The 22906-nt window shown below is 41.9% G+C and carries 22 protein-coding genes; 13 read left to right on the forward strand and 9 right to left on the reverse strand.

Annotated features, from left to right (window positions below; all coding sequences use genetic code 11):
• Nucleotides 1-188: 188 nt before the first annotated feature.
• Complete coding sequence (locus NSQ64_RS04220; RefSeq protein ID WP_024718600.1) at nt 189-1619, forward strand: SLC13 family permease; 1431 nt, start codon at nt 189-191, stop codon at nt 1617-1619.
• Here NSQ64_RS04220 and NSQ64_RS04225 read toward each other — a convergent pair.
• Nucleotides 1551-1955 carry a hypothetical protein gene (locus NSQ64_RS04225; RefSeq protein ID WP_341015231.1) on the reverse strand — a complete coding sequence of 135 codons (405 nt, stop codon included), beginning with the start codon at nt 1953-1955 and terminating at the stop codon, nt 1551-1553. The genes NSQ64_RS04220 and NSQ64_RS04225 overlap by 69 nt on opposite strands.
• Before the next feature lie 91 nt (nt 1956-2046).
• Between NSQ64_RS04225 and NSQ64_RS04230 the strand changes: the two genes are divergently transcribed.
• Nucleotides 2047-2274, forward strand: a complete 228-nt coding sequence (locus NSQ64_RS04230) for a hypothetical protein (RefSeq protein WP_017360415.1) — start codon at nt 2047-2049, stop codon at nt 2272-2274.
• On the opposite strand, the gene NSQ64_RS04235 is transcribed toward NSQ64_RS04230, so the two are convergent.
• Nucleotides 2255-2734, reverse strand: a complete 480-nt coding sequence (locus NSQ64_RS04235) for an Hsp20/alpha crystallin family protein (protein WP_058336485.1) — start codon at nt 2732-2734, stop codon at nt 2255-2257. The genes NSQ64_RS04230 and NSQ64_RS04235 overlap by 20 nt on opposite strands.
• A 65-nt stretch (nt 2735-2799) precedes the next feature.
• Here NSQ64_RS04235 and NSQ64_RS04240 point away from each other — a divergent pair, with 65 nt between their 5' ends.
• Complete coding sequence (locus NSQ64_RS04240) at nt 2800-3057, forward strand: hypothetical protein (RefSeq protein ID WP_008344180.1); 258 nt, start codon at nt 2800-2802, stop codon at nt 3055-3057.
• 6 nt (nt 3058-3063) lie between these two features.
• Nucleotides 3064-3297, forward strand: coding sequence for a hypothetical protein (locus NSQ64_RS04245; RefSeq protein WP_008344178.1), 234 nt, complete (start codon nt 3064-3066; stop codon nt 3295-3297).
• A 35-nt stretch (nt 3298-3332) separates the two neighbouring features.
• Here the strand turns inward: NSQ64_RS04245 and NSQ64_RS04250 are convergent, their stop codons facing one another.
• Complete coding sequence (locus tag NSQ64_RS04250) at nt 3333-4724, reverse strand: amino acid permease (RefSeq protein ID WP_008344176.1); 1392 nt, start codon at nt 4722-4724, stop codon at nt 3333-3335.
• 179 nt (nt 4725-4903) lie between these two features.
• Nucleotides 4904-5977: a tetratricopeptide repeat-containing glycosyltransferase family 2 protein gene (locus tag NSQ64_RS04255; protein ID WP_041090656.1), complete on the reverse strand. Its 1074-nt coding sequence runs from the start codon at nt 5975-5977 to the stop codon at nt 4904-4906.
• Between the two features lie 133 nt (nt 5978-6110).
• On the opposite strand from NSQ64_RS04255, the gene NSQ64_RS04260 reads away from it, so the two are divergent.
• Nucleotides 6111-8003 (forward strand): ABC-F family ATP-binding cassette domain-containing protein, encoded by a 1893-nt coding sequence (locus NSQ64_RS04260; RefSeq protein WP_341015237.1) that lies wholly within the window; start codon nt 6111-6113, stop codon nt 8001-8003.
• Between the two features lie 67 nt (nt 8004-8070).
• Here NSQ64_RS04260 and NSQ64_RS04265 read toward each other — a convergent pair.
• Nucleotides 8071-9224, reverse strand: a protein-coding gene (locus NSQ64_RS04265; RefSeq protein WP_341015206.1) for an IS3 family transposase whose coding sequence is annotated in 2 segments (ribosomal slippage) — nt 8071-8951 and nt 8951-9224 — 1155 coding nt in all. Because the reading frame shifts where the segments join, the coding sequence is not laid out codon by codon here.
• Between the two features lie 87 nt (nt 9225-9311).
• Nucleotides 9312-10220, reverse strand: a complete 909-nt coding sequence (folE2, locus tag NSQ64_RS04270) for a GTP cyclohydrolase FolE2 (RefSeq protein ID WP_341015239.1) — start codon at nt 10218-10220, stop codon at nt 9312-9314.
• 143 nt (nt 10221-10363) lie between these two features.
• On the opposite strand from folE2, the gene NSQ64_RS04275 reads away from it, so the two are divergent.
• Together NSQ64_RS04275 and NSQ64_RS04280 are read left to right on the forward strand one after the other, a co-directional pair.
• Nucleotides 10364-10789 carry a MerR family transcriptional regulator gene (locus tag NSQ64_RS04275; RefSeq protein WP_017366797.1) on the forward strand — a complete coding sequence of 142 codons (426 nt, stop codon included), beginning with the start codon at nt 10364-10366 and terminating at the stop codon, nt 10787-10789.
• A 259-nt stretch (nt 10790-11048) separates the two neighbouring features.
• Nucleotides 11049-12239, forward strand: a complete 1191-nt coding sequence (locus NSQ64_RS04280) for an MFS transporter (protein ID WP_286067110.1) — start codon at nt 11049-11051, stop codon at nt 12237-12239.
• A gap of 41 nt (nt 12240-12280) precedes the next feature.
• Here the strand turns inward: NSQ64_RS04280 and NSQ64_RS04285 are convergent, their stop codons facing one another.
• Nucleotides 12281-13834 (reverse strand): ABC-F family ATP-binding cassette domain-containing protein, encoded by a 1554-nt coding sequence (locus NSQ64_RS04285; RefSeq protein WP_309173739.1) that lies wholly within the window; start codon nt 13832-13834, stop codon nt 12281-12283.
• Nucleotides 13835-13986: 152 nt separating this feature from the next.
• Between NSQ64_RS04285 and NSQ64_RS04290 the strand changes: the two genes are divergently transcribed.
• The gene (locus NSQ64_RS04290) at nt 13987-15129 is read left to right on the forward strand and encodes a DEAD/DEAH box helicase (protein WP_341015244.1); all 1143 of its coding nucleotides are present in this window, start codon (nt 13987-13989) and stop codon (nt 15127-15129) included.
• Nucleotides 15130-15164: 35 nt separating this feature from the next.
• Here the strand turns inward: NSQ64_RS04290 and NSQ64_RS04295 are convergent, their stop codons facing one another.
• Complete coding sequence (locus tag NSQ64_RS04295; RefSeq protein ID WP_341015246.1) at nt 15165-16169, reverse strand: NADP-dependent oxidoreductase; 1005 nt, start codon at nt 16167-16169, stop codon at nt 15165-15167.
• A gap of 121 nt (nt 16170-16290) precedes the next feature.
• Complete coding sequence (locus tag NSQ64_RS04300) at nt 16291-16668, reverse strand: YfmB family protein (RefSeq protein ID WP_017366799.1); 378 nt, start codon at nt 16666-16668, stop codon at nt 16291-16293.
• Between the two features lie 222 nt (nt 16669-16890).
• On the opposite strand from NSQ64_RS04300, the gene NSQ64_RS04305 reads away from it, so the two are divergent.
• The 5 genes from NSQ64_RS04305 to NSQ64_RS04325 all read left to right on the forward strand — a co-directional run bounded on the left by NSQ64_RS04305 (nt 16891) and on the right by NSQ64_RS04325 (nt 22668).
• Nucleotides 16891-17238 (forward strand): general stress protein, encoded by a 348-nt coding sequence (locus tag NSQ64_RS04305; RefSeq protein WP_017360406.1) that lies wholly within the window; start codon nt 16891-16893, stop codon nt 17236-17238.
• Between the two features lie 932 nt (nt 17239-18170).
• On the forward strand, nt 18171-18827 hold the full coding sequence (locus NSQ64_RS04310; RefSeq protein WP_008343184.1) for a class I SAM-dependent methyltransferase: 657 nt from the start codon (nt 18171-18173) through the stop codon (nt 18825-18827).
• Nucleotides 18828-19344: 517 nt separating this feature from the next.
• A complete protein-coding gene (locus NSQ64_RS04315; protein ID WP_017360404.1) occupies nt 19345-20070 on the forward strand; it encodes a GTP cyclohydrolase II in 726 nt (241 codons plus the stop codon).
• A gap of 32 nt (nt 20071-20102) precedes the next feature.
• Nucleotides 20103-20906, forward strand: coding sequence for a formylglycine-generating enzyme family protein (locus tag NSQ64_RS04320; RefSeq protein WP_341015250.1), 804 nt, complete (start codon nt 20103-20105; stop codon nt 20904-20906).
• Nucleotides 20907-20910: 4 nt separating this feature from the next.
• Entirely contained in the window at nt 20911-22668 is a 1758-nt protein-coding gene (locus NSQ64_RS04325; protein ID WP_024718588.1) for a WD40 repeat domain-containing protein, read from the forward strand.
• The last annotated feature ends 238 nt before the right edge of the window (nt 22669-22906 follow it).

The following is a 22906-nucleotide window of genomic DNA, read 5'->3' on the forward strand; positions in this document are numbered from 1 at the left end:
TTACTGTGTAGGATTTGTATAGTTTCTCCTATGAAAATAGACCAAGTCATCAAGTGGAAATATGAAGCAAGACACAGTTGCTGCTGAAGGATCTCTTCATTTTTTCTTATGATTTAAAGGATTTTTTATGTGATCATCGAATGTGAAAAATTAGAAAAAAATAAAAGCGTTTTCATGAAGGAGGAATTGTGATCGTTTATAAAAAAGTGAATCTGACTGGACTTGTTCTTGGACCGATCTTCTTTTTGCTTATTTTTTTGCTCATTCCAGAAAGTGAATTGACCTATGCACCAAGAGTGGTACTGGGCGTTACGGCTTGGACTGCGACATGGTGGGTCACAGAAGCTTTGCCTATACCGGCTACCTCTTTATTGCCCATCATCCTTTTGCCAACACTTGGCGGGCTATCGATGGAGCAAACATCAAGAGCTTATGGAGACCCGATTGTTTTTATGTACATGGGTGGATTTATGATTGCCATTGCTATTGAAAAATGGAATTTACATAGAAGAATGGCCTTACATATTTTAAACATCATTGGCACAAGAAGTGACCGCATTGTATTAGGGGTTATGATGGCAACGGCCTTTTTATCTATGTGGATTTCAAATGCAGCCACAGCACTGATGATGCTGCCTGTGGCACTGGCTGTGATTAAAGAGGTGAAGGCGAACGATATTTTGTCTGGTGCATCTCTTGACCGATTCAGTAAAAGCATCCTATTATCAGTCGCTTATTCAGCCTCTATTGGCGGGCTGGCGACACTCGTTGGGTCTGTGCCAAATGCTGTTTTTGCGGCGATGTCAAAAAAGCTGTTAGATCGGGAAATTATGTTTTTTGAATGGTTTTTGTTTGGTTTTCCGGTGGCGGCTGTTCTGCTCATTCTCTTATTTCTGTATTTGACCAAGATACAGTTCAAGGTAGAGCACACAGGGGAAATGGGAGCAGCGTTTATACGGAAGGGTTTAGAGGATTTAGGCAAAATGAAACAAGAAGAAAAATGGGTTTTTGCTATTTTTCTTATGACGGCTTTTTTATGGATTTTTAAAATCTTTTTGTTTGGCGGGCTTCCTGTCTCGGATACGTCGATCGCAATCTTTGGGGCGATGCTGTTATTTCTCATTCCAGCGACAAATGGAGAGAGAATACTAGAATGGCAGGATATGAAGCAGTTGCCATGGGGGCTATTGCTTTTATTTGGAGGCGGGCTTTCGCTTGCTACAGGATTTGCGGAAACGAATCTAACAGGATGGATCGGGGAAAATTTACAGCATTTAAATGGGCTGTCGTACCTCATGCTGCTAATTATTTTAACGGCTTCTATTTTATTTATGACCGAAATTATGTCTAATACAGCAGTTGCGAACATGATCATTCCGATTACAGTAGGGCTTGGACTTGCAATTGGCATGGAGCCGTACGGGTTAATGGCTGCGGCTGCGTTAGCTTCCTCATGTGCGTTTATGTTGCCAATTTCCACACCACCAAATGCGGCTGTCTTTAGTGCGGACGTGCTGAAAATATCTGATATGGTCAAGGCTGGCTTTTGGCTAAATGTGATCAGTATTGTAGCGATTGTGCTTGCGGTTTATTTCTGGCTTCCGGTCGTGCTGAGATGAAGACTTTGATCGAATGGAGACTTTTGGTGTTTTTGTTTCTTTTGGCTTCGGTACTGAAGTTGCCTTTTTGAGGTGCGGGTCCTTTGGCGTGTAATAGGTGGCTCCAATGTTGAGTCTGCCTTTAAGCTGATCAATGGAAAGCTCACCAAACTCTAAATGGTAGTCAATTTTGTCCACATGCAGTGATTCAATGTGAATGTGCGTATCCTCCGAGACAGGCGGACCAGGTGCAGACATTTTCTGCTCAAGAGCGGTGAGTCTTTTTTCCAGCTCGACGACAGATGGGGATGGACTGGCTTCGGTTTTTTTAAAGAGTGATTGAATGAAATGTTTCAAGTGGACCACAACCTTTTCTTTCGCCTTGCTCTAGTCTATGGAAAAGCTGCCCGGTATATACTTATAGAGATACATGAAAGGGGAGAAGTGCATGCTGCCTACACGCATTCAGATTACCCATATGAAGACGAATACGATTGGTACAGGGTCCTCGATGACATTCGGTTCGACGATCGTACGAAATCACTGCTCGACGATCAAAAGAAACAATGGTTTTGGTGAACAAAATGCCGATGGCGTGATCACGATCTTGCCGATTGAAACGATTGATGATCGTGATCTAATAGACGCAGTCAGTATCAATATTCGTCATCTATGATTATCGCAGTTGCTTTTCCTTCATCCTTTTGCAGGCGAATGTATAGCACGCCGTCTTTAAAGGCCGCATTCATTTGACCAAGAATCATATCTGGGAGCCGAATTTTTCTTTCAAACGGACCATACCTTCCTTGTTTTTGGCGAAAATCCTGTTCGTTAAAAAAGGAAAAACGCTGTCCTTTTACAACTAAATATTCACCATATGACAGCACCTGAACATCTTCCTTCCGGTAGCCAGGCAGATAAATTAAGTACTGAAATTCAGTAGGGGTTTCCACAATGTCGACTGGTGGAAACGATGCATCTGTTCCTCGCTGATCTTGCTGCGAGAATGTAAAGGGAGACGGACCATTTGCCATAAAGGGAGATCTTTGCTCATCATCGAATATCATTTTCCAAAAATCATCTCCATGCATTTGCTGGGCAATGTCCATCCACTGCTTCATTTTTTCGAAGTCCATGTGAAGACCTCCTGTTAACATACTTGATGGGTGCTCGCATATACCTATAAAAAGGAGGTTTATCTGTGGTTCAACCAACTCCGTATATCAATATTAATATTTTCATGTTAAAAATTAATTCCTTTGAAAATGCGTCGGCGGTGAATGTCGGACAAAATTTGTTAGCAGAGTGGCAAAACTCAGATAAAAAAAATCAGGGGTACGGACAGAATTTTGGAGATGCCAGCGGTTTTGTCGGAACAAAGAGCCATGTAGATGATCGAGATCAAGTGGACTCACCTGCCTCTTTTTCGCCAGCAGCTAAACCTATTCCAAGGAAGTGATGTGTGATGTTATTCTCACCCTCAGTCGTCAATGTCGGTGCTTTTAAAATCAATGCAATGGATCGGGGGGCATCACTGACGCTAGGACCTTATCAGCAGATCGATTATTTTCTCTCGATGAAATTGAACCAGGGTTTTGGTGAGGACAATGGAGATTGTTCACCGCTTGTCATTCCGATTTCAAGCGTACTCGATCCAGATATGGTGGATTCGAATTCAGTGAAAAACAGTGTGATTTAAACAAAAAAGAGACCGGGATACCCCGTGTCTCTTTTCTATTGTGTTTGATTCAGATGGCTTTTGCGTCTTGCATAGGTGAAGTACACAACGACACCAATGGCTACCCAGATGAGGAAGGCTCGCCATGTCTCCCATTTCAGTGTGGCAGCCAAGATCATACAAATGACCGCACTAATGATGGGAAGGACAGGAACAAAGGGTACTTTAAACGCTGTTTTCATATTCGGATGTTTTTTCCGGAGTATGATCACAGCGATCGAGATCACCGTAAAGGCCGCAAGTGTACCGATGCTGACTAAATTAGCAAGTGTTGATAAGTTGACGAATCCAACGATACATGCCGCAACAGCGCCTGTCAGCCAAGTGTTGGCAACCGGTGTCTTCGATTTTGGATGAACGTTTGAAAAGATTTTCGGCATGAGTCCATCTCGGCTCATGGCAAAGGTTAAACGAACCTGAGCGTAGACAAGTGCAATTAACACTGTCGTAATCCCGATAATAGCACCTGCCGATATAATACCAGCGACACTGTTCAAGCCAACCACTTGTAAAGCAAAAGCGACAGGGTCACTGACATTCAGCTTCGTGTAGTGAACCATGCCTGTTAAGACAAATGAAACCCCGATGTATAAAATCGTACAAACGCCGAGCGCACCGATGATTCCGATCGGCATCGCTTTTTGTGGGTTTTTGACTTCTTCAGATGCATTAGCGATTGCATCAAATCCAAGGTAAGCAAAAAAGACAGTGGCCGCTCCAGCAATCACGCCATGAAAGCCCATTGGCATAAAAGGTGTCCAATTTTCAGGTTTAACGTAAGCAAAGCCTGAAATGATAAAGAGGAGGACAATGGCAATTTTGATGAGCACAATGATGTTATTCAGCTTTGTGCTCTCTTTTACGCCTCTTGAGACAATAAAGGTAATGAGTAAAATAATGAGTGCGCCTGGCAGGTTAAAGATGGCCCCATCAGCGGCTCCGGGTGCAGCCGATAAAGCCTTCGGTATGTGCAGACCAAATCCACTGAGCAGTGATTGAAAATAGGATGACCATCCGCTTGCCACAGCAGAGAGCGCAACAACATATTCAAGCATTAAATCCCAGCCCATTAAAAAGGCGAGGAATTCTCCAAGTGTTGCGTAAGAATACGTATAGACACTTCCTGACACTGGAATGGACGAGGAAAATTCAGCGTAGCAAAAAGCAGCAAGGGCGCATGCGATCGCAGCCAAAATAAAAGATATAATAATCGCAGGTCCCGCATCTTTCGCAGCCGCAACCCCCGTTATTACAAAAATTCCAGTCCCGACCACACAGCCAATGCCAAGCAAGATTAAATCAAATGTATTCAAAGAACGGCTCAGCCGCTTCGTTTGACTTTCAAGCATGAGCTGGTCGAGAGACTTTTTTCTAAATAAAGAACTCATGTTGACCTCCTAATGGATAAATCTTTTCGTAAGACGAATGTTAGTATATGCGTAAATGACAATTTAGTCAATTGGTTGAAAAACGCTTTAAATCACTAAAGTGTTAAACGTCACAAAAGGCTAATGTGTATCAAAAGACATCCGCCGTCATGTGACAGGCGGATGTGATAACAGGAGATTTACGTTTGTTCAGCAAATATTTTTTCGTTGTACAGCACACTCGGATGGGTTGGGTAATGGGCTGAGGATGCAAGATGATGGGTTTTGGCTTGAGCCAAATCACCGAGCTGATAATAACAATAGCAAAGCTGAAGGTGAGGATACCATGTTTTATATTGTGTCAGTGTAAAGGCTGTTTCGATTTCAGGTGCCTTCAGTGCCTGCTCATACCAATAGATGGCCGCTTTGTATTTATTTTGTGCTTTGAAATGATCCCCAATCCGGCAGCAAAATTCTGGACGGGGCTGATCATATAAGAAGGATCGCAATAAGGAGGATAAGGCGGCTTCCTCAAAACCGACTGCATAATAGCAGTCAGCTAAATTTTGGCATGTGCGAATTTCATCCTCAATCCAGCATTGTTTTGTGGCTAAAAATTTGTGATAAAAACGAATCGCTTTCACATGCTGCTTGTTATCTCGTAATTCATTGGCGAAGTAAAAGAGATCACGAGGCGTCATCTCTTCGCCTTTTGCAAGCATGTTTTCATAAATGCGCAGATTGCGTCCAGGCTCTCCAGCGGTTGTTTTCTTACGCTTTTGATGGGTGACGGCGATATCAGCCGGTAAGATGTTGCCATACACCTGAAGAAACTCATGAACGGCCCCGTACCACTGAAAGTTCAAGGCACGTTTGACGAGCCGGTTTCTTCTATATTTAAAATTCACCTGACCGTCCTCACTAAATCCAACGTGGTAAAACATCGAGACGGCATCTACTGCGGGATCAAGCGTCTGTTTGAGCTGAAGCAGTTTTTGCTGGTCCTCTTCAAGTAGGACATCGTCGGCATCCAGCCATAAGATATACTCTTTTGTCGCATGGGAAAAAGCGAAATTGCGTGCTTTTGCAAAATGCTGGACCCATTCAAAGTCGAGTACCTTTGCTGAAAAGGAGTGAGCAATGTCCTTTGTTTGATCTGTTGATCCTGTATCAACAATGATCATCTCATCTACAATGTCTTGAACAGAAGACAGGCAGTCAGCCAAAACCTCCTCTTCATTTTTCACAATCATACATAAACTAATGGTTATCATCTTTAGATCACCTCTTCATAGTGTATCGAGCATCAAAAGGAAACATTCTTTTCAGCAGCGGGTTTTTTTAAAACTAGTTTTCTGCTACTGGCTGATTTAAAATAAAGGAAGAATCTATGTAAGGGCTGATAAAATGAGTTTATTGAATGTAGAAGGATTATATAAAACCTATGGCGAAAAAACGCTGTTTGACCATATCTCTTTTCATATAGAACCAAAGGAACGCATCGGGTTAATTGGACCGAATGGAACAGGGAAGTCAACGCTTTTAAAAGTCATTGCAGGACTTGAATCATTTGAGGAAGGCGACATCACAAAGGCAGGGACACTTGATATCGAATTTCTCGAGCAAGATCCTGAAATGAGCGGGGATGAAACGATTCTCGACTATATTTTTTCAGGAACAGCACCGATGATTCAAACGATGAAAGCCTATGAAAGGGCGCTGGCTGATTTAGAGCATGATCCACAAAACGAGGCAAAACAAGAAGCGCTTATGCGTATGCAAAATAAAATGGATCAGGACGACGCATGGGATGCGAACCTTTCGGCGAAAACGATTTTGACAAAGCTTGGCGTTAAAGATGTGAGCCGATCTGTTCATGCGTTATCAGGCGGACAGAAAAAGCGTGTGGCGATCGCCAAAAATTTAATTCAGCCTGCGGGTTTGCTGATTTTAGATGAGCCGACAAACCATCTAGACAACGCAACCATTGAATGGCTTGAAGGATATTTGAGTCAATACAGCGGGGCTGTCATTCTTGTCACCCATGATCGTTATTTCTTAAACCGTGTCGCCAATCGGATCTATGAATTAAATCAGGGGCAGCTTTACACATATAAAGGAAATTATGAAGTCTTTTTAGAAAAAAGAGCGGAACGAGAAGCAGAAGCTCAAGTAAAAGAAACGAAACGTCAAAACCTGCTTAGACGTGAGCTTGCATGGCTCAGAAGAGGGGCAAAGGCTCGAACGACAAAGCAAAAAGCACGTATCGGCAGAGTGGAAGAGCTGAAGGATCAAAAGGGACCTGATGCAAAGGGAGAGCTTGATTTTGCGATCGGTTCTCACCGGCTTGGAAAACAAGTGATTGAGGCAGAAGAGATCAGCATCACATTTGCTGGTCAAACCCTTGTGGACCAGTTCAGTGATTTAGTCGTGCCAGGTGATCGTATCGGATTTATCGGACCGAATGGAGTGGGCAAAACGACTTTACTCAATTGCCTGGCGGGTAAAATCGAACCGACGAATGGACAATTGACCATTGGACAAACAGTCCGCATTGGCTATTACACGCAGGACCATAACGAAATGAATGAAGAGCTGAATATCATTGATTACATCAAAGAAACAGCTGAAATTGTCAAAACGGCAGATGGCGTCATTGTGACAGCAGAGCAGATGTTGGAGAGATTTTTATTCCCTAGATCCATGCAGCGCACGTTTATCCGCAAGCTGTCAGGGGGAGAGCGCCGCAGATTGTATTTATTGAAGGTATTGATGGAAGAGCCGAATGTTCTCTTTTTAGATGAGCCGACGAATGATCTTGATACAGAGACGCTGAGCATTTTAGAGGATTATTTGGAGCAGTTCCCAGGCGTAGTCATCACCGTGTCGCATGATCGTTATTTCTTAGACCGAGTCGTCCATCGTCTGCTTGTGTTTGAAGGAAATGGTCGTATTTCACACTTCCAAGGTGCTTACAGCGATTACATGGAGCAAGAAAAAGAACAGAAGCGGACAGAGACAAAACCAGCTGAAAAACAAGTAGAAGCTGCACCGAAAAAGAGGAAAAAACTATCCTATAAGGACCAGCTTGAATGGGATGGGATTGAAGATCGGATACAAGCACTAGAGGACAAACACCAGCAGCTCGAAGCCAGCATTGCTGAGGCTGGCAGTGATTTCGGGAAAATTCAAGAGCTGATGGACAAGCAAAAAGCCGTCGTTGAAGAACTAGAACAAGCAATGGATCGCTGGACCGAACTGTCGATGATGATTGAGGAATTAGAAAGTAATGAAAAATAAAGGTTGGCAAAAAAAACTGTAGAGACAGGGACTGACCCCCGTTTTTGAGACAGGGATCAAAACACCTTTATGAAACAGCCAATTGCCGATAGTTTATCGGTGATTGGTTGTTTAGTTTCGTTTGAATACGAATGTTGTTATAATAATAAATGTATTCTTTGACAGTGCGTTCTACGATGGTGGTCGTAGTGCGATCAATCCTGTTAAGATAGAACGTTTCAGACTTTAGTGAGGAATGAAACGATTCGATGGAGGCATTATCAGCGGGCGTCCCTTTACGGGACATGCTCATGGTAATGCCTTTTATATGAACAGCTTTCTGATACTCGTAAGATGTATACACAGAACCTTGATCGCTATGTAACACGCAATTCTCAGGAAGTGCTGGGAGCTGATTAAGTGTGTTTAAGATAAAGTCTGTGTCCTGCTTATCACCAATTGTAAAAGCAATCACTTCTCCATTATATAAATCCAATATACTGGAAAGGTACAATTGTTTCTGTCCATAAGGCAAATACGTGATGTCCGTGACTAGTTTTTCAAGAGGGCGATCAGACTGAAAATTCCGATCCAGTATATTACCAGCCACGGCATAGGGCTGCCCATTCTTCTTACGCTTTTTCATTTTAACCCGGCATTGCCACTGGTTTTTCTGCATGATACGTTGAACAGTTTTATGGTTAATACGCATTCCCATTTTTAGTATGGCTGTGATTTTCCGATAACCATATCGATATTTGTGCTTTCGGCACAACGTGCCGACCTGTTTCTCTAGTTGTCTTTTAGAATGATTCTGAGTCAGATTCTTTTTCCATCTATAATACGAAGTGCGTGAGATGCCTAAATGGACACAGATGTCCAGTACCGTCATCGTTTTGCACAATTCATCTACCAGTTTGATTGACGTTTCCTTATCAACTTCCTTTCCAATTCGTTGTACTTTTTTAAAACCTCATTCTGTTGACTCAAATAGCGATTTTCTGCCTGAAGTCTCTCTAATTCAGAAGAGTACTCGGGACCCTTTCCATAGGTATATTGTTTTCCAACAGGTTGTTCGAACCTGTGTGTATCCCCAGTTTTATGCCATCTCACCCATGTCTGAACCTGCGTCTTATTCTTGATATTCAATTCCTGCATGATCTCTTTCATAGGTACGCCTGCCAATCTCATTTCTACAGCCTTCTGTTTGACTTCAGCCGGATAACTCACTCTTGTCCCCATAGAAAAAACACCTCCATGTTTTATTTCGGATCACAACGATCCGTTTTCAAACTTGAAGGTGTTTTTTATTTGTCTCATCTTAGGGGGTCAGTCCCACATTCTACAGTTTTTTTGATAAGAACATTTGGCATAAGCATCGTGCTGGTGAATGGATTCTTCATTTCGACACTCAATTTGAAAGCCTTTAACCCAGTTTTGTTCGTACAACTCTGCGGCAATTAACCTCGCAACATCCTCTACAAAACGTGGATTTTCATAGGCCTCTTCTGTCACGTGTTTTTCATCTGGTCTTTTGAGTACAGGGTAAAGGGGTGCACTCGCATTAGACTCGATGATCTGCAGTAGATCTGCTTTCATGTCATCAGGGAGTTGACCTTGTTCAAACAGCTCTACCTGAATAGATACAGTGCCGCGCTGATTATGTGCGCCGTATTCACTGATTTCTTTTGAACAAGGACATAACGTTGTCACTTGAGCAGTGCAGCCAATATGACAAATCCATCCGTTTTCTTCATGAAAGTGGATGTCGTATTGCACGTCTGCATGGATCAAACCGGACTTTCCGCTGATGGGACTCTTTTTTTCCATGTACCACGGAAAGGAAACTTGAATCGAGGCAGAAGGCTGATTCATTTGCGTGGCAAGCTGTGCGGTCAATTCTTTTAAGGAATCCACATCAACCGGCTTTCCGCTCACATAAAATGAGTGAAGCTGCTCGGTGAGACGGCTCATATGAATGCCTTTTTGATGAGCTGGTAAATATGTACTCAGCGTAAAATCAGCGGAAGCGGTTTGGTGCTGTGGAGCCGTTTTAGACAAAATATGTACAGGGTACGACACACGGCAAATTCCGACCTGTTCCAGATCAAAATAAAAGTCCTGTTCGGTTTGTTGGATGTCTATCATGTTCTCTTTTTGACAAGGTTTTGTTCTAGCGCTTGGCGGGACAGAACCAAATTGTGCGTGTCGTTCTTTTTTGGATGGAAATGAACGCATAGGGTACCTCCTTTAAAACGTAATGATTCCTATTTATTCTGCATCAAACCACAATAGAAATCAAGTGATCAAACATTAACGTTTACGTTAAGGTCACAAAGGTGTATAATAAAACATGAATTGATGAGCAGGAGGCACTGGTGATGGAATGGATGAAAATTGATCAAGTGGCGAAAAGAAGCGGTCTGACGAAACGGACCATTCGTTTCTATGAAGAGATTGGTTTATTATCAGCACCAAAGCGGACAGAGGGCGGTGTCAGACTTTACTCAGAGGATGACATGGAAGAACTGGAGAAAGTGATGCAGGCCAAAGAAGTACTTGGCTTTTCTTTACAAGAGCTTCAATCGTTTATGGAAATCGGAAAACAGCTTGAGCTGAATAAAGAAGGCTACTTGCTGTCACTTGACCCGAAGGAACGACTAGAGAAACTGTTAGATATTGATGCGCAGCTGACTGTGCAGCATCAATTGATTACAAAAAAGCTAGAAACGATTCAATCCTTTAAAAAGGATCTTGAAATGATGAAAGAAAGAGCGGCTCATGCGATTGAGCAATTACAAAAATAAACACCTCAGCGTGTTTATTTCAGCGTGTAGACAAACCCTCGCATTCTTTGTCAGTCCTGCGCTCTGGTGCTCACGAATGCCAAATTCGCTCCGCTCCAGTGCTCGTCCTTCCTAGACTGCAAAGGTTTTCTATCACGCTGAAAAAGAAGACAAAGAGCTAAAATAAAGTTCATTTTAGCCCTTTGTCAACAAAATAAAATAAACACCTCAGCGTGTTTATTTTATTTTGTTAAACAACTGTAGGAAAGGTTCTGATGGAATGAAGGAAGAAGAAGTATTGAAACAGCGTACGAGTCTGCTTAGGCAGCCGAAGGCCGTCTGGGCGGTGGCCTTTGCATGTGTGATTTCATTTATGGGGATAGGACTTGTGGACCCGATTTTGCCAGCCATTGCATCACAATTAGATGCATCTCCAAGTCAGGTCTCTCTTTTGTTTACGAGCTATTTGCTTGTCACCGGCTTTGTGATGTTTTTTACCGGTTTTATTTCTAGTCGTATTGGTGCCAAATGGACGTTATTATTAGGACTCATCTTTATTATTGTCTTTTCTGCTTTAGGCGGTACTTCTTCAACGATTAATGAATTAATTGGTTTTAGAGGCGGATGGGGCATTGGGAATGCCTTATTTATTTCAACGGCATTATCAGTGATTGTCGGTGTGTCTGTTGGAGGAAGTGCGAAAGCCATCATTTTATATGAGGCGGCACTAGGTCTTGGGATTTCTGTCGGGCCGCTCCTTGGCGGTGAGCTTGGAACGATCTCTTGGCGCGGGCCATTCTTTGGTGTGGCAGTGTTAATGCTCGTTGCTCTTTTAGCCATTACCTTTATGCTGCCACCTATGCAAAAGCCGCAGAAAAAGGTGAAGTTATTTGAAGCTGTTGGAGCCTTGAAATATAAGGGGCTTTTAACGATGGCATCTGCTGCTTTCTTATATAATTTTGGATTCTTTGTTCTTCTAGCTTATTCGCCATTTGTGCTTCATCTGGATGAGCATGGTCTTGGCTATGTCTTTTTTGGATGGGGATTATTTTTGGCTGTGACTTCCGTCTTCTCAGCGCCGGTCATTCATCGCAAGCTTGGAACATTGACTTCTCTTGTGGTTCTGTTTGCTTCGTTTGCTGTGATTTTATTCGGCATTGGAATATGGACATCACATGTGGTCGTGGTCATTTGCGGTATTGTCATTGCAGGGGGAATCCTCGGCATGATCAATACGGTGCTTACGACGGCTGTGATGGGATCAGCTCCTGTTGAGCGTTCAATTGCATCATCTTCATACAGTGCTGTACGATTTATTGGTGGTGCGATTGCGCCTTGGATTGCGGGAGTACTCGCTGAAACTTACACAGCAAGCACCCCTTATTATGTAGGGGCGGCTGTTGTTCTCTTAGGAATGGTCATCCTGCTTCTTGGCCGTAAGCATTTGGTGAATATCCAGGCAGGTCATTAATAGAAAAAAGCCTCATATAAGATATGAGGCTTTTTTTGTCGTTATAATACTTTGGTTGTCCAGGATTCACAATTCCAAGTTTCAGTGGCCACATCTTGATAAAATTCAGGTTCGTGTGAAATTAATAGGACGCTGCCTTTATATTCTTTTAACGCGCGCTTTAATTCTTCTTTGGCATCGACATCCAAGTGGTTTGTCGGCTCATCGAGAACAAGTAGGTTGGTTTCTTCATTGATCAGCTTACAAAGGCGGACCTTCGCTTTTTCACCACCACTTAAAACAGACACACGGCTTTCAATATGTTTTGTCGTTAAACCGCATTTGGCAAGGGCGGCTCTGACTTCATATTGTGTGTACGATGGGAAGGTGCTCCACACCTCTTCAATACAAGTGTTGCTGTTTTGTTCTTTTACTTCTTGTTCAAAGTAGCCTATATGCAGGAATTCTCCGCGTTCCACCTCACCAGAAATGGGGGAGATTTCTCCAAGAAGACTTCGGAGCAGTGTCGTTTTTCCGATACCGTTGGCACCGTATAATGCAATTTTCTGCCCGCGTTCCATTTTTAAATTCAATGGACGAGAGAGCGGTTCGTCATACCCAATAACTAAATCCTTCGTTTCAAAAATCAATTTCCCTGATGTGCGTGAAGGTTTAAAGTGGAATTCTGGTTTTGGTTTTTCTGCTGCTAATTCAATCATGTCCATTTTATCGAGTTTCTTCTGACGAGACATCGCCATATTTCGAGTGCTGACACGTGCTTTGTTTCTCGCGACAAAATCCTTTAATTCAGCCACTTCTTGTTGCTGCCTTTTATACGCTGCTTCTAGCTGCTGCTTTTTCACTTCGTATACTTGTTTAAATTGATCATAATCACCAACGTATCGCGTGAGTTCTTGATTTTCGACATGATAAATCAAGTTAATGACACTGTTTAGGAACGGGATATCATGTGAAATGAGGATAAATGCATTTTCATATTCCTGCAAATAGCGCTTCAGCCACTCAATATGCTGTTCATCTAAATAGTTTGTCGGCTCGTCAAGAAGAAGAATTTCAGGCTTCTCTAACAGCAATTTCGCAAGCAGTACTTTTGTACGCTGTCCGCCGCTCAGCTCTGTCACATCACGATCGAGCCCCAGATCTGTTAACCCAAGACCTCTTGCAATTTCCTCTACCTTGGAATCAATGATATAAAAATCATTGTTCGTCAGGGCATCCTGAATGACGCCTACTTCTTCTAAAAGCTTTTCTAGCTCATCAGGATCTGCTTCACCCATTTTTTCGTAAATGTCATTCATTGCGGCTTCCATTGAGAATAAATAATGGAATGCATCTTGAAGGACCTCACGAATGGTTCTTCCTTTTTCAAGCACGGTATGCTGATCGAGGTAGCCGACACGAACATTTTTTGCCCATTCGACCTTTCCTGCATCTGGCTCAAGCTTGCCAGTAATAATATTCATAAACGTTGACTTTCCTTCACCGTTGGCGCCGATCAAGCCGACATGCTCGCCTTTTAATAAACGGAAGGAGACTTCGTGGAAAATGGCTCTGTCGCCAAAGCCATGGCTTAAATCTTTAACAGATAATATCATTTTTTACACCTCAAATAGATTCAAAACGGCTAGTGCCTCTCATGATTATATCGAACTGTACGGCTCGATAAAAGCATCAAAAGAAAAATTGCGTTTCAAAGCTGATTTTGAGATACTTAAGGATAGATTGAATGAGGATAAAGGAGATCAACATGACGGAAAATTGGGCATTTTTGAAAGAAGCAAAGCCATTTATTCAAAAGAACTTTGAAGCGGCTGGCTTTGAGAAGCCAACAGCGATACAAGAACAAACAGCAGAGTGGATTACGGAAAAACGCGATGTGATCGCAGAATCACCGACTGGAACAGGGAAGACCCTAGCGTATGTTCTGCCGCTTTTAAATAAAATTGATGTGAGTATCAAACACCCGCAAGTCTTAATCTTGGCACCTTCAAGAGAGCTTGTGATGCAAATTTTTGATGTTGTGCAAGAGTTCAAACAAGGTTCAGACATCAAAGCTATTTCCTTAATAGGCGGGGCAAACATCAAGAAGCAGCAGGAAAAGCTAAAAAAACACCCGAATATCGTGGTGGCGACACCGGGTCGCGTGCAAGAGTTAATCAAAATCAAGAAACTGAAAATGCATGAAGTGAAAACGATCGTGTTAGACGAGGCAGACCAGCTTCTTGTCCCAGAGCATATGAAAACGATCCAAGCGATCATTAAATCCACATTAAAAGAAAGACAAATCCTTTGTTTCTCTGCGACATTGAAAGAGGAAACCGTTCAACTGATCAAAGACATTGCATCTGAACCAGAGGTATTGAGAATTAGCAGAAGCCAAGAAGAAGCGCAGAAGGTAGGGCATTATTACCTGTTATGTGATCAGCGTGACAAGGTGAAATTACTGCAAAAGCTATCACGGCTTGAGGACATGCATGCACTCGTCTTTGTGCGAGATATTACGAATTTGAGCATTTATGCAGAAAAATTAGCGTATCACCATGTCGACCTTGGTGTGCTTCACAGTGAAGCGAAAAAAGCAGAGCGTGCTGTCATCTTAAAGGCTTTTGAACAGCGTGAATTCCCGCTTCTTCTTGCAACAGATATCGCAGCAAGAGGGATCGATATTGACGATCTGCCTTACGTGATCCATGCCGACCTGCCAAACGAAGAAGGCTATATCCACCGTTCAGGCAGAACCGGCCGCGCAGGAAAAGAAGGGGCGGTTATCAGCCTAGTCACATCTCAAGAGCATTCAATGCTTAAAAAAATGGCGAAAAAGCTAAATCTTTCGCTTCAGGAAATTGTTTATAAGCAAGGTCAGCTGCACCTTGCGCCCAAGCAAGCATAAAAAAAGGACCCTCCCACATGGAGGGTCCTTTCTTTTTATGAAACTTTGACAAGTTGTTTTCCGACATTTTCCCCTTTGAATAGTCCAAGGAATGCATCTGGAATATGGTCAAAACCTTCGATAATGGTTTCTTTGTAAGTCAGTTTGTCTTCTTTTACCCATTGTGCGAGATCTTTTGCCGCCTCCTCAAAACGATCAGAGTAGTTGGCAACAATGAAGCCCTGCATCAATGCACTTGTTTTAATGAGTTTTGTTTGCACACGAGGGCCAATGTCTTCGCTTGCACTAATGTTATAAGAAGAAATGGCGCCGCAGACTGGAATACGTGCGAAACGGTTCAAATGATTCATCACAGCATCAGAGATTTCGCCGCCCACATTGTCAAAATACACATCGACACCGTTTGGACAGGCTTTTGCAATGGCGTCATCTAAATCATTTGTTGTTTTATAATTAATGGTTTCATCAAAGCCCAGTTCTTTTAAATAAGCCAGCTTATCATCAGATCCGGCAATTCCAACGACGTGGGCACCTTTGATTTTAGCGATCTGTCCGACAACAGAACCAACGGCACCTGCGGCTCCAGAAATGACAACAGTTTCGCCTTCTTTTGGCTGACCAATCGCAAGAAGTCCAAAATAGGCGGTTTGTCCTGGCATGCCCAAAATCCCTAAGTAATAAGATAACGGCGCAATGGATGGATCAATTTTTGTCAGAGACTCTGCTTTGGCAGTAGAATATTCCTGCCAGCCAAGGAATCCAAGTACAAAATCACCTTTCTCAAATTGAGGAGATTTGGACTCGATGACTTCTCCGACCACTCCACCTTGAATGACTTCATTGAGTTTAAATGGAGGTGTATAGGATTTTGTATCTTGCATTCGTCCTCTCATGTAAGGATCTACAGACACATATTTCGTTTGAATCAAGACTTCGCCATCTTGCGGCGTTGGTATATCAACTGTTTCAAAATGAAAAACATCTTTAGTAGGTAACCCTTTTGGACGTTTTGCTAATTGAATTTGTTTTTGTTGACTCATGTCAAATCCTCCCTTTCACTTGCAACCTAGATTTACATTAACATGATGCTTCTTTTCGTTCAAAACATACGGTCTTTTCCAAGCACATACAAAAAAGCAGCCACCATCTAAAAGAAGGGGACTACTTTTTTTGAAGAGAGACAGAAAGGAGCGGCGGGAGACAACCAAACAGTTGATACTCATCCGCATCACGTTCTTTTAATAAATATTCATTTGCATTTTGCATGGAGGCTTTCATCATATCGTGCGTCACAAAAGGAAAAAGGATATTTAAATATGAGGACAACAGGTCTTGTGGATCTTGTTCGATTGACTCGATATCTCCAATGTTAATAATAATAGAAAAGAGATAATCGATGCAGATGTGAAAGTGCTGTTCAGCAAACAAAGTAAGCGGCTTTGCTTTTGATTCTTCAGGATTCCATTTTTGAAAAAGCTGTTTCACCAAATCACTGACAACCCATGCATTAAACTGCTGCTCAGCTGAAAAATAATACATCAGCTCCACCCCATTTCTAGCCTCCAGTATAAGAATTGTACAACAAATGACAAGGAATGAATACGATTTTTCAGAAAATTTAGTCATATTCACAGTCTTTTTGTCAAAAATAAGTCCATAGACGCATTAAGTTCACAGAGTAAAAATGGATGTGCTGGAGGAAGGTTTAATGACAAAAGTGACGGGTAAAAGATTCGTAAGACGTTAAAGGAGGAATAATAAATGAAACCTGTTGTAAGAGAGTATTCAAATGATGAAACACTTCAAAGAGATGTGGAGCAATTAAAACAACTCGGTGTTGCAAGAGAGGACATTTATGTTCTGTCCCATGACGATGATCGAACTGAGCGTATTGCAAGCAACACAGATGCCAATACGATAGGTCCAAAAGAAGTTGGACTCAAGCATGCGGTTGGAAACATCTTTAGCAAAAAGGGAGATGAACTCCGCAATAAGATTCACGAAATTGGTTTCTCAAAAGAAGAAGCTGAGACATTTGAAGAACATTTAGACGAAGGAAAAGTTCTTCTCTTTGTGACTGACCATGAAAAAGTGAAAAATTGGGCATAAACGCCATCGTAAAAAGCCTCTTACTTTTGTAAGGGGCTTTTTTTCATGCTGCGATAATTAAAATCTACCATCTGTCTTTTTCACTATAATAAGAAAGGTTGAAAAATTGGGATAAACAGTAAAATGTCTAATTGAAAATATAGAAATATCAAAGGATACCATCAAAAAAATGAAAAAAGTAGTGAAAATATCACAAAAAACCATTCGGGAAATAATTATGATATCTTTATTTTTATTTCAAAATGAAATAAAAATCTTGTGTAATTTAGTAGATAAATTTCTTAGTTCTATTGGTTTAAGTTGTATTTTTGTGTAGAAATAAGTGTTTTAAGGTCAAAAAACCACGAAATATACCTGTATTTTCAATTAGAAAATCATTCTAATGTTTAGGAAATAATTTGTTGACAAAATAATCTAAAAACAATATATTTGGCTTAATCAAGTTATTATGGAATTAGTTGTTAAATTTTTGATGGGTGGATTTCAGGATCAATTCGGTAAATGATGATGCATTAAGACCTAAGGGAGAGCGCTTCTGAGGCAGAGCGATACGGAAGAAATATCTATTAGACAAAAAAATAGATGAAAGATAGCTTAGAATGGTAGATTCGTCTTTCTACTATGCCTATTTCTCAATGATATTGTTCAAGGTATTCAGAGGATCATCATAAAGAAAGCGCTTTCTTAGCGCTGTTAAGGAGGTGAATCCATATGAAGAAAATGTATAACAAACTGAGGCGCTGTAACAGTTGAATGGCTGTGGTTGTATGTGAAGATGAGTGCTGAAAAAGAAGAGTGACATGTGGGATGCTTCTCTCCTTTTTCAGAAAACAGATTTCCTAAAAAATCCATCTTTCATTTTATCATAAGGCTTTTTGCTTGAAAACCACCTTTATTAGGAAAGGTGATTGTGAATTGAAGGAGGTCACGTGATGAAAAAGGCTTTGTATCATGAAGACAGCGGGTTGTATTTAGAGAAAATGCGCATGGCTTTTCAAGAACACTATGAGCAAAGAACAGATATGTGGTCCACTGATCCATCATTAACAGACGCTGCTGTGATGTCTCTCAAGGCATGGCGTTCCAGGGAAAAGGATGCACTTGCTTCGGTGCTGGATATCGGCTGCGGGAACGGCCGGGCTCTTGAACATTTACAAGGACTGTCGGCATACACCGGTATTGATCTTTATGAGCATGAGGAATGGCAAGGATTAAAGAAGAGAAAAGAGGTTCCTGTCCATTTTTATCATCAAGATTTTATGTCCTGGTCGATGAATCAAGGGCGCGAGCTGACATTTGATCTGATTTTAGATCATGGCTGCTTTCACCATCAGCACCCTGATGACCACGAACGATACTTAAAGCAGATTTCCTCGCTGCTTCATGAAGGTGGTGTGTTTTCCCTTGTTGTATGGGGAGAAGAGTGGAAAACAGGCTTAATCGGAGAAGATGGACGCTTCCATTTTTCATTCTCAGATACTCAGCTTGGAGAAAAGATTTGTACATCAGGACTTGAGCTCGTTTCGATTACACCATTACAAGCGAAGGCTGGGATCAGCCAGCATCATGTCATTGCTGTCAAAATCTAGTGCAAAGGAGGATAAACGCGATGTTTGATGTGATGGTTCTTGGTGCATACCTAGGCGGGTGTCATGCTTCAATCAATTTAGCTGAATTGAAGTACGGACTATTCATCCAATCAAAGGGTACAACCGGATGACGTGCATTTGGAGAACCAGAGCTTCTAGTAAAGGAGAAAGCAGCTCGAAGCTAGCAGAGATATTCTTTTAGAGAAAGAGCATGTCAGTTTCCATTCAAGAATCATCCAATGGTGTTGCTCTCTTACAGAGAATACAGCGTATGAAGCTCGATTTCTGCTCCTTTGTACTGGACAAGTGACAGTCTAAAAAGAGTCTTTATGAAAGGTACTGATGGATGATTGGCATCGCACATCTATTCAGCCAGTATGACAGGAAATTTCTCCTGAGCCATGATTCTAGCTGGAACCGGTGCTCAGGATGCAAAGGGAGTGCATACACATATTCATCACGCCATCACTGCGCTGAGAGAGTTCAATGGGGTGCAGTGATGAATAGGGGGAGACAAATGAACAAGTTTGTAGCTGAACTACAATCAATGATTCATCATTTTACATTTCAAGAAAAACACTATTTGCTCGTGGGGCCAGTGAACCTGCCGATCTCTATTGAACATGAAGAAGTGCAGTTTACATGGTATGCCTTTGCGTCTGTAGAAGCTGATACAACGCCAACGGTTGAGTCTATTGTACAAATGAGTACCGAGCAGCAAACATTTTCCTCTTGTCTCCTTTTTGGCGACTTTGAAAATGAAGTGCCGCCGCTTGTGCGAATTCATAGTGTCTGCCAAACAGGGGATGTGTTTGGGTCACTGAAATGTGATTGCGGTCCACAGCTTGCATCATCGCTAAAAAAAATCACCGATTACGGAAAAGGCATGCTTGTGTATATGGCCAATCAAGAAGGGCGCTCTATTGGGCTAATGGCCAAAGCCTTCACGTATAAATTACAGGAAATGAAACTGGATACATTTGAGGCGAACAGGTTGATCGGCTGCGGAGATGATGATCGGCATTACGAGGAAGCAGCGGCTGTCTTGCACTATTTAAACAAAGGGAAACCATTGCATCTCTTAACCAATAATCCAGATAAAGTCGATTCCATTGCTGCTTACGGTCTTCCGGTTTTACGGTTTGATCATACGGTAGAAGCCTCTCTCTATAATGAGGCGTATTTAAAGGCAAAAGCAGCATCAGGGCATATGGTCGATGAGAAGAAATTAATTAATCAGTAGATGAGTTTATTTAAAGAAGGCGGGAGAAAAGCGTGAAACCTGATATCAATTGGATTCAAATCCCAAGCGGCTATGCGACGATTGGAAGTAATGAAGAAGATATGAAAAAGGCATCAGAATTTTGGAAGGACAAACTTCTGAATCCAGCCTATGGCCGTGAGAAAAAATTTCAAAAATGGCTGTACAAAGAATTTCCATCTTATCAGCCGTATATGAGCGAATTTTTCATTTCAGATACGGTCGTCACCAATGAATGGTATCAAAGCTATTGCGACGAGACAGGAAAGCCTTATCCAGAGAGCTTGACGAACCTAGAACTTGGCGGGGAAAAAGACCATCCTGCTTGGGGCATGGACATCGAGGAAGCTTTCTCATTTTGTCAGTGGCTGAGCGGGAAGCTTGGATATGAGGTATCGATCCCTACTGAGGAAGAATGGGAATATGCTGCCCGGGGCAATACGAGACATCAATATCCTTGGGGAGATGAGTTTGATCCCTCTTACTGTAATACGCACGAATCAAATATTGAAAAAACGACACCTGTCCGTCATTACGAAAAAGGAAGATCTCTATTTGGACTATATGATATGGGTGGCAATGTCGAAGAATGGGTCAACACCAAGTATCACATATATGAAGGCGGAATTGAGGTTGTAGATGATTTAACCGAGACACTCGGCAGTGATTACTACATTTTAAAAGGTGGCTCCTTCGCAAGAGGCGGAGATTTATGCAGAGTCGCAAGAAGACACGGGAAACACCCAGACCCTGTTTTTCGATTTACTGGTTTTCGTGTAGTTACTCGTCAAAAACAACATATAAAGGTGGGAGTGTAAAACCATGCATAGAGGACCGATTACATCCGTTTTATCAACTCAGCATGACCAAATTGTCTACACAGGCGGCTATGACCGCTGTATTTATAAATGGGACCGTGCCACGGGAGAAGGAACATTCATTGGCAGTCACGAGCATATCATCAACTCTTTATCCCTTTCGGAAAATGGAACGTATTTAGCGAGTGCATCGTCAGACTATACCATTCAATTATATGATACTAGCACACATACAAAAATTCGTACGTTATATGGTCATGCGGATGATGTGGAAGCTGTCGCATTTGCAAAGCAGGATACGCTTCTTGTATCGGTGTCCAGAGACAGAAGATGCTTAGTTTGGGATATTGAAACGGGAGCCATTTTAAGAGAATTTCATGGACATAGCAAGGATGTATTAGCTGTATGGATTCATGAGGATAAAGCTTATACAACTGGTGATGATGGCTATGTCCTTGTATGGCTCTATGAAACAGGAGAAATTGTAGGTGAAATTGGCCCGTTTGATTATGAGCTGGATACCATCAGCGGCAGCAATCAAAAAGAAGTATTCGCCCTTGGTAGAGACGATGGCACGGTCATCATTTATGATGCCGCTACATTACAGGAGAAAAAAATCATCAAAGCTCATTTACAAGGTGTGAAACGTGTGAATTTTTCGCCGAGCGGTAACTACTTGCTCACAGCGGGTTATGACCATTTAATTAAGCTGTGGAATTATGAAACCGGTGATTTAATTGATACGCTGCTGCCTCATAAATATCAATGGGAGCGCTCGCTTGTTTGGACAGAAGACGAGCAAGCCATTTTAGGAGCCAGCTTTGGGAAAACGTATTGTGAATGGTCAATTCAAGAAGGAAAAGTGATCTCTGATGAGCAGGAATTGGCGACACCTTCTATTAATGATATTGCGTTGACTGAAGCGGGTGATATTATCACTGCATCAGATGACGGAAAATTCAGAAAGAATGGAATCGAAATCGCAAAATCAACAGGTGTTCTCACAAATGGAGTGGCTGTTGCACGGGATGGAAGCTATTATGCATGGGGCGATCATGCGAGTCAGGTGCATATTGTACACGAGTCATTGCAGCAAATGGTCTCTTTTGATCTCAACACAGGTCCTGTCAATAGTGTGTATTTCCATGAGGAGGATCGTCAATTTTATATTGGCACTTATGGCGGTTATGTGCATGTCATTTCGACTGAACACTTAAAGGAAATCGGCCGTTCTAAAGCACATGATTGCGCGGTCAAAGCATTAAAGGTAGAAGGAGATCATATCATCACAGCGGCAGTTGAAGGAACCATCTGTCTTCTCGATAAAAAGAGTTTGTCCTTAACAGCAGAATATATCGGGGCGACAGAGCTGTTAAATGATGTATTTATTGATAGCAAAAGAGATCGTATTGCCATTGTCAGCCGTGATAAAAACGTCCGATTGTTTGATTTGCATACAGGCAGAATTTTAAATCAGCACAACGAGCATCAATATTCCATTAAATCCATCACTGTGACAGACTCTGGCTATATTGTGAGCGGAGACTATTGGGGATATATTGTGGTATGGAATCCAGAGCTAGATGTCAATACAGGTCCGATTCGAATTGCTAAGAATGGTATTAGTGCCATTAGACAACTAGGAAATGATGTGTATGCAAGCTCATATGACGGTGGTATTTATCATATTCGAGAAGATGGCACACATACGGAAGTACTGCGCTTATTTGAACAATTTCCGAAAGAAGTAATCTCTCATTAAGAAAAAGAATGTAAGCGGGGGATTCTCATGATAAGTGTTTGCAAGGAACATATGAAAAAAGGTCTGACTGTACTCAATTGTCCGCATGTGCTCCTCATTAATAAATATGAATGTCGCAAATGCTGTTTTTGTAAACAACGAGCATCATATAAACTGTTTTATTCCTTGCCTTACTATGATCGATCTGAAAAGAAACGGCTTGAGAAAGTATAGCACATGAGAATAGAACTCCTTCATT

This window comes from Bacillus sp. FSL W8-0183 (genome assembly GCF_038006825.1).
Classification (GTDB): domain Bacteria; phylum Bacillota; class Bacilli; order Bacillales; family Bacillaceae; genus Bacillus; species Bacillus altitudinis.

Bases quoted from the DNA above. Each gene is read 5' to 3' on its own strand.
- NSQ64_RS04230 (WP_017360415.1), top strand. From the start codon at position 2,047: ATGCTGCCTACACGCATTCAGATTACCCATATGAAGACGAATACGATT.
- NSQ64_RS04235 (WP_058336485.1), bottom strand. From the start codon at position 2,734: ATGGACTTCGAAAAAATGAAGCAGTGGATGGACATTGCCCAGCAAATG.
- NSQ64_RS04245 (WP_008344178.1), top strand. From the start codon at position 3,064: ATGTTATTCTCACCCTCAGTCGTCAATGTCGGTGCTTTTAAAATCAAT.
- NSQ64_RS04250 (WP_008344176.1), bottom strand. From the start codon at position 4,724: ATGAGTTCTTTATTTAGAAAAAAGTCTCTCGACCAGCTCATGCTTGAA.
- NSQ64_RS04255 (WP_041090656.1), bottom strand. From the start codon at position 5,977: ATGATAACCATTAGTTTATGTATGATTGTGAAAAATGAAGAGGAGGTT.
- NSQ64_RS04260 (WP_341015237.1), top strand. From the start codon at position 6,111: ATGAGTTTATTGAATGTAGAAGGATTATATAAAACCTATGGCGAAAAA.
- folE2 (WP_341015239.1), bottom strand. From the start codon at position 10,220: ATGCGTTCATTTCCATCCAAAAAAGAACGACACGCACAATTTGGTTCT.
- NSQ64_RS04275 (WP_017366797.1), top strand. From the start codon at position 10,364: ATGGAATGGATGAAAATTGATCAAGTGGCGAAAAGAAGCGGTCTGACG.
- NSQ64_RS04280 (WP_286067110.1), top strand. From the start codon at position 11,049: ATGAAGGAAGAAGAAGTATTGAAACAGCGTACGAGTCTGCTTAGGCAG.
- NSQ64_RS04285 (WP_309173739.1), bottom strand. From the start codon at position 13,834: ATGATATTATCTGTTAAAGATTTAAGCCATGGCTTTGGCGACAGAGCC.
- NSQ64_RS04290 (WP_341015244.1), top strand. From the start codon at position 13,987: ATGACGGAAAATTGGGCATTTTTGAAAGAAGCAAAGCCATTTATTCAA.
- NSQ64_RS04295 (WP_341015246.1), bottom strand. From the start codon at position 16,169: ATGAGTCAACAAAAACAAATTCAATTAGCAAAACGTCCAAAAGGGTTA.
- NSQ64_RS04300 (WP_017366799.1), bottom strand. From the start codon at position 16,668: ATGTATTATTTTTCAGCTGAGCAGCAGTTTAATGCATGGGTTGTCAGT.
- NSQ64_RS04305 (WP_017360406.1), top strand. From the start codon at position 16,891: ATGAAACCTGTTGTAAGAGAGTATTCAAATGATGAAACACTTCAAAGA.
- NSQ64_RS04310 (WP_008343184.1), top strand. From the start codon at position 18,171: ATGAAAAAGGCTTTGTATCATGAAGACAGCGGGTTGTATTTAGAGAAA.
- NSQ64_RS04315 (WP_017360404.1), top strand. From the start codon at position 19,345: ATGAACAAGTTTGTAGCTGAACTACAATCAATGATTCATCATTTTACA.
- NSQ64_RS04325 (WP_024718588.1), top strand. From the start codon at position 20,911: ATGCATAGAGGACCGATTACATCCGTTTTATCAACTCAGCATGACCAA.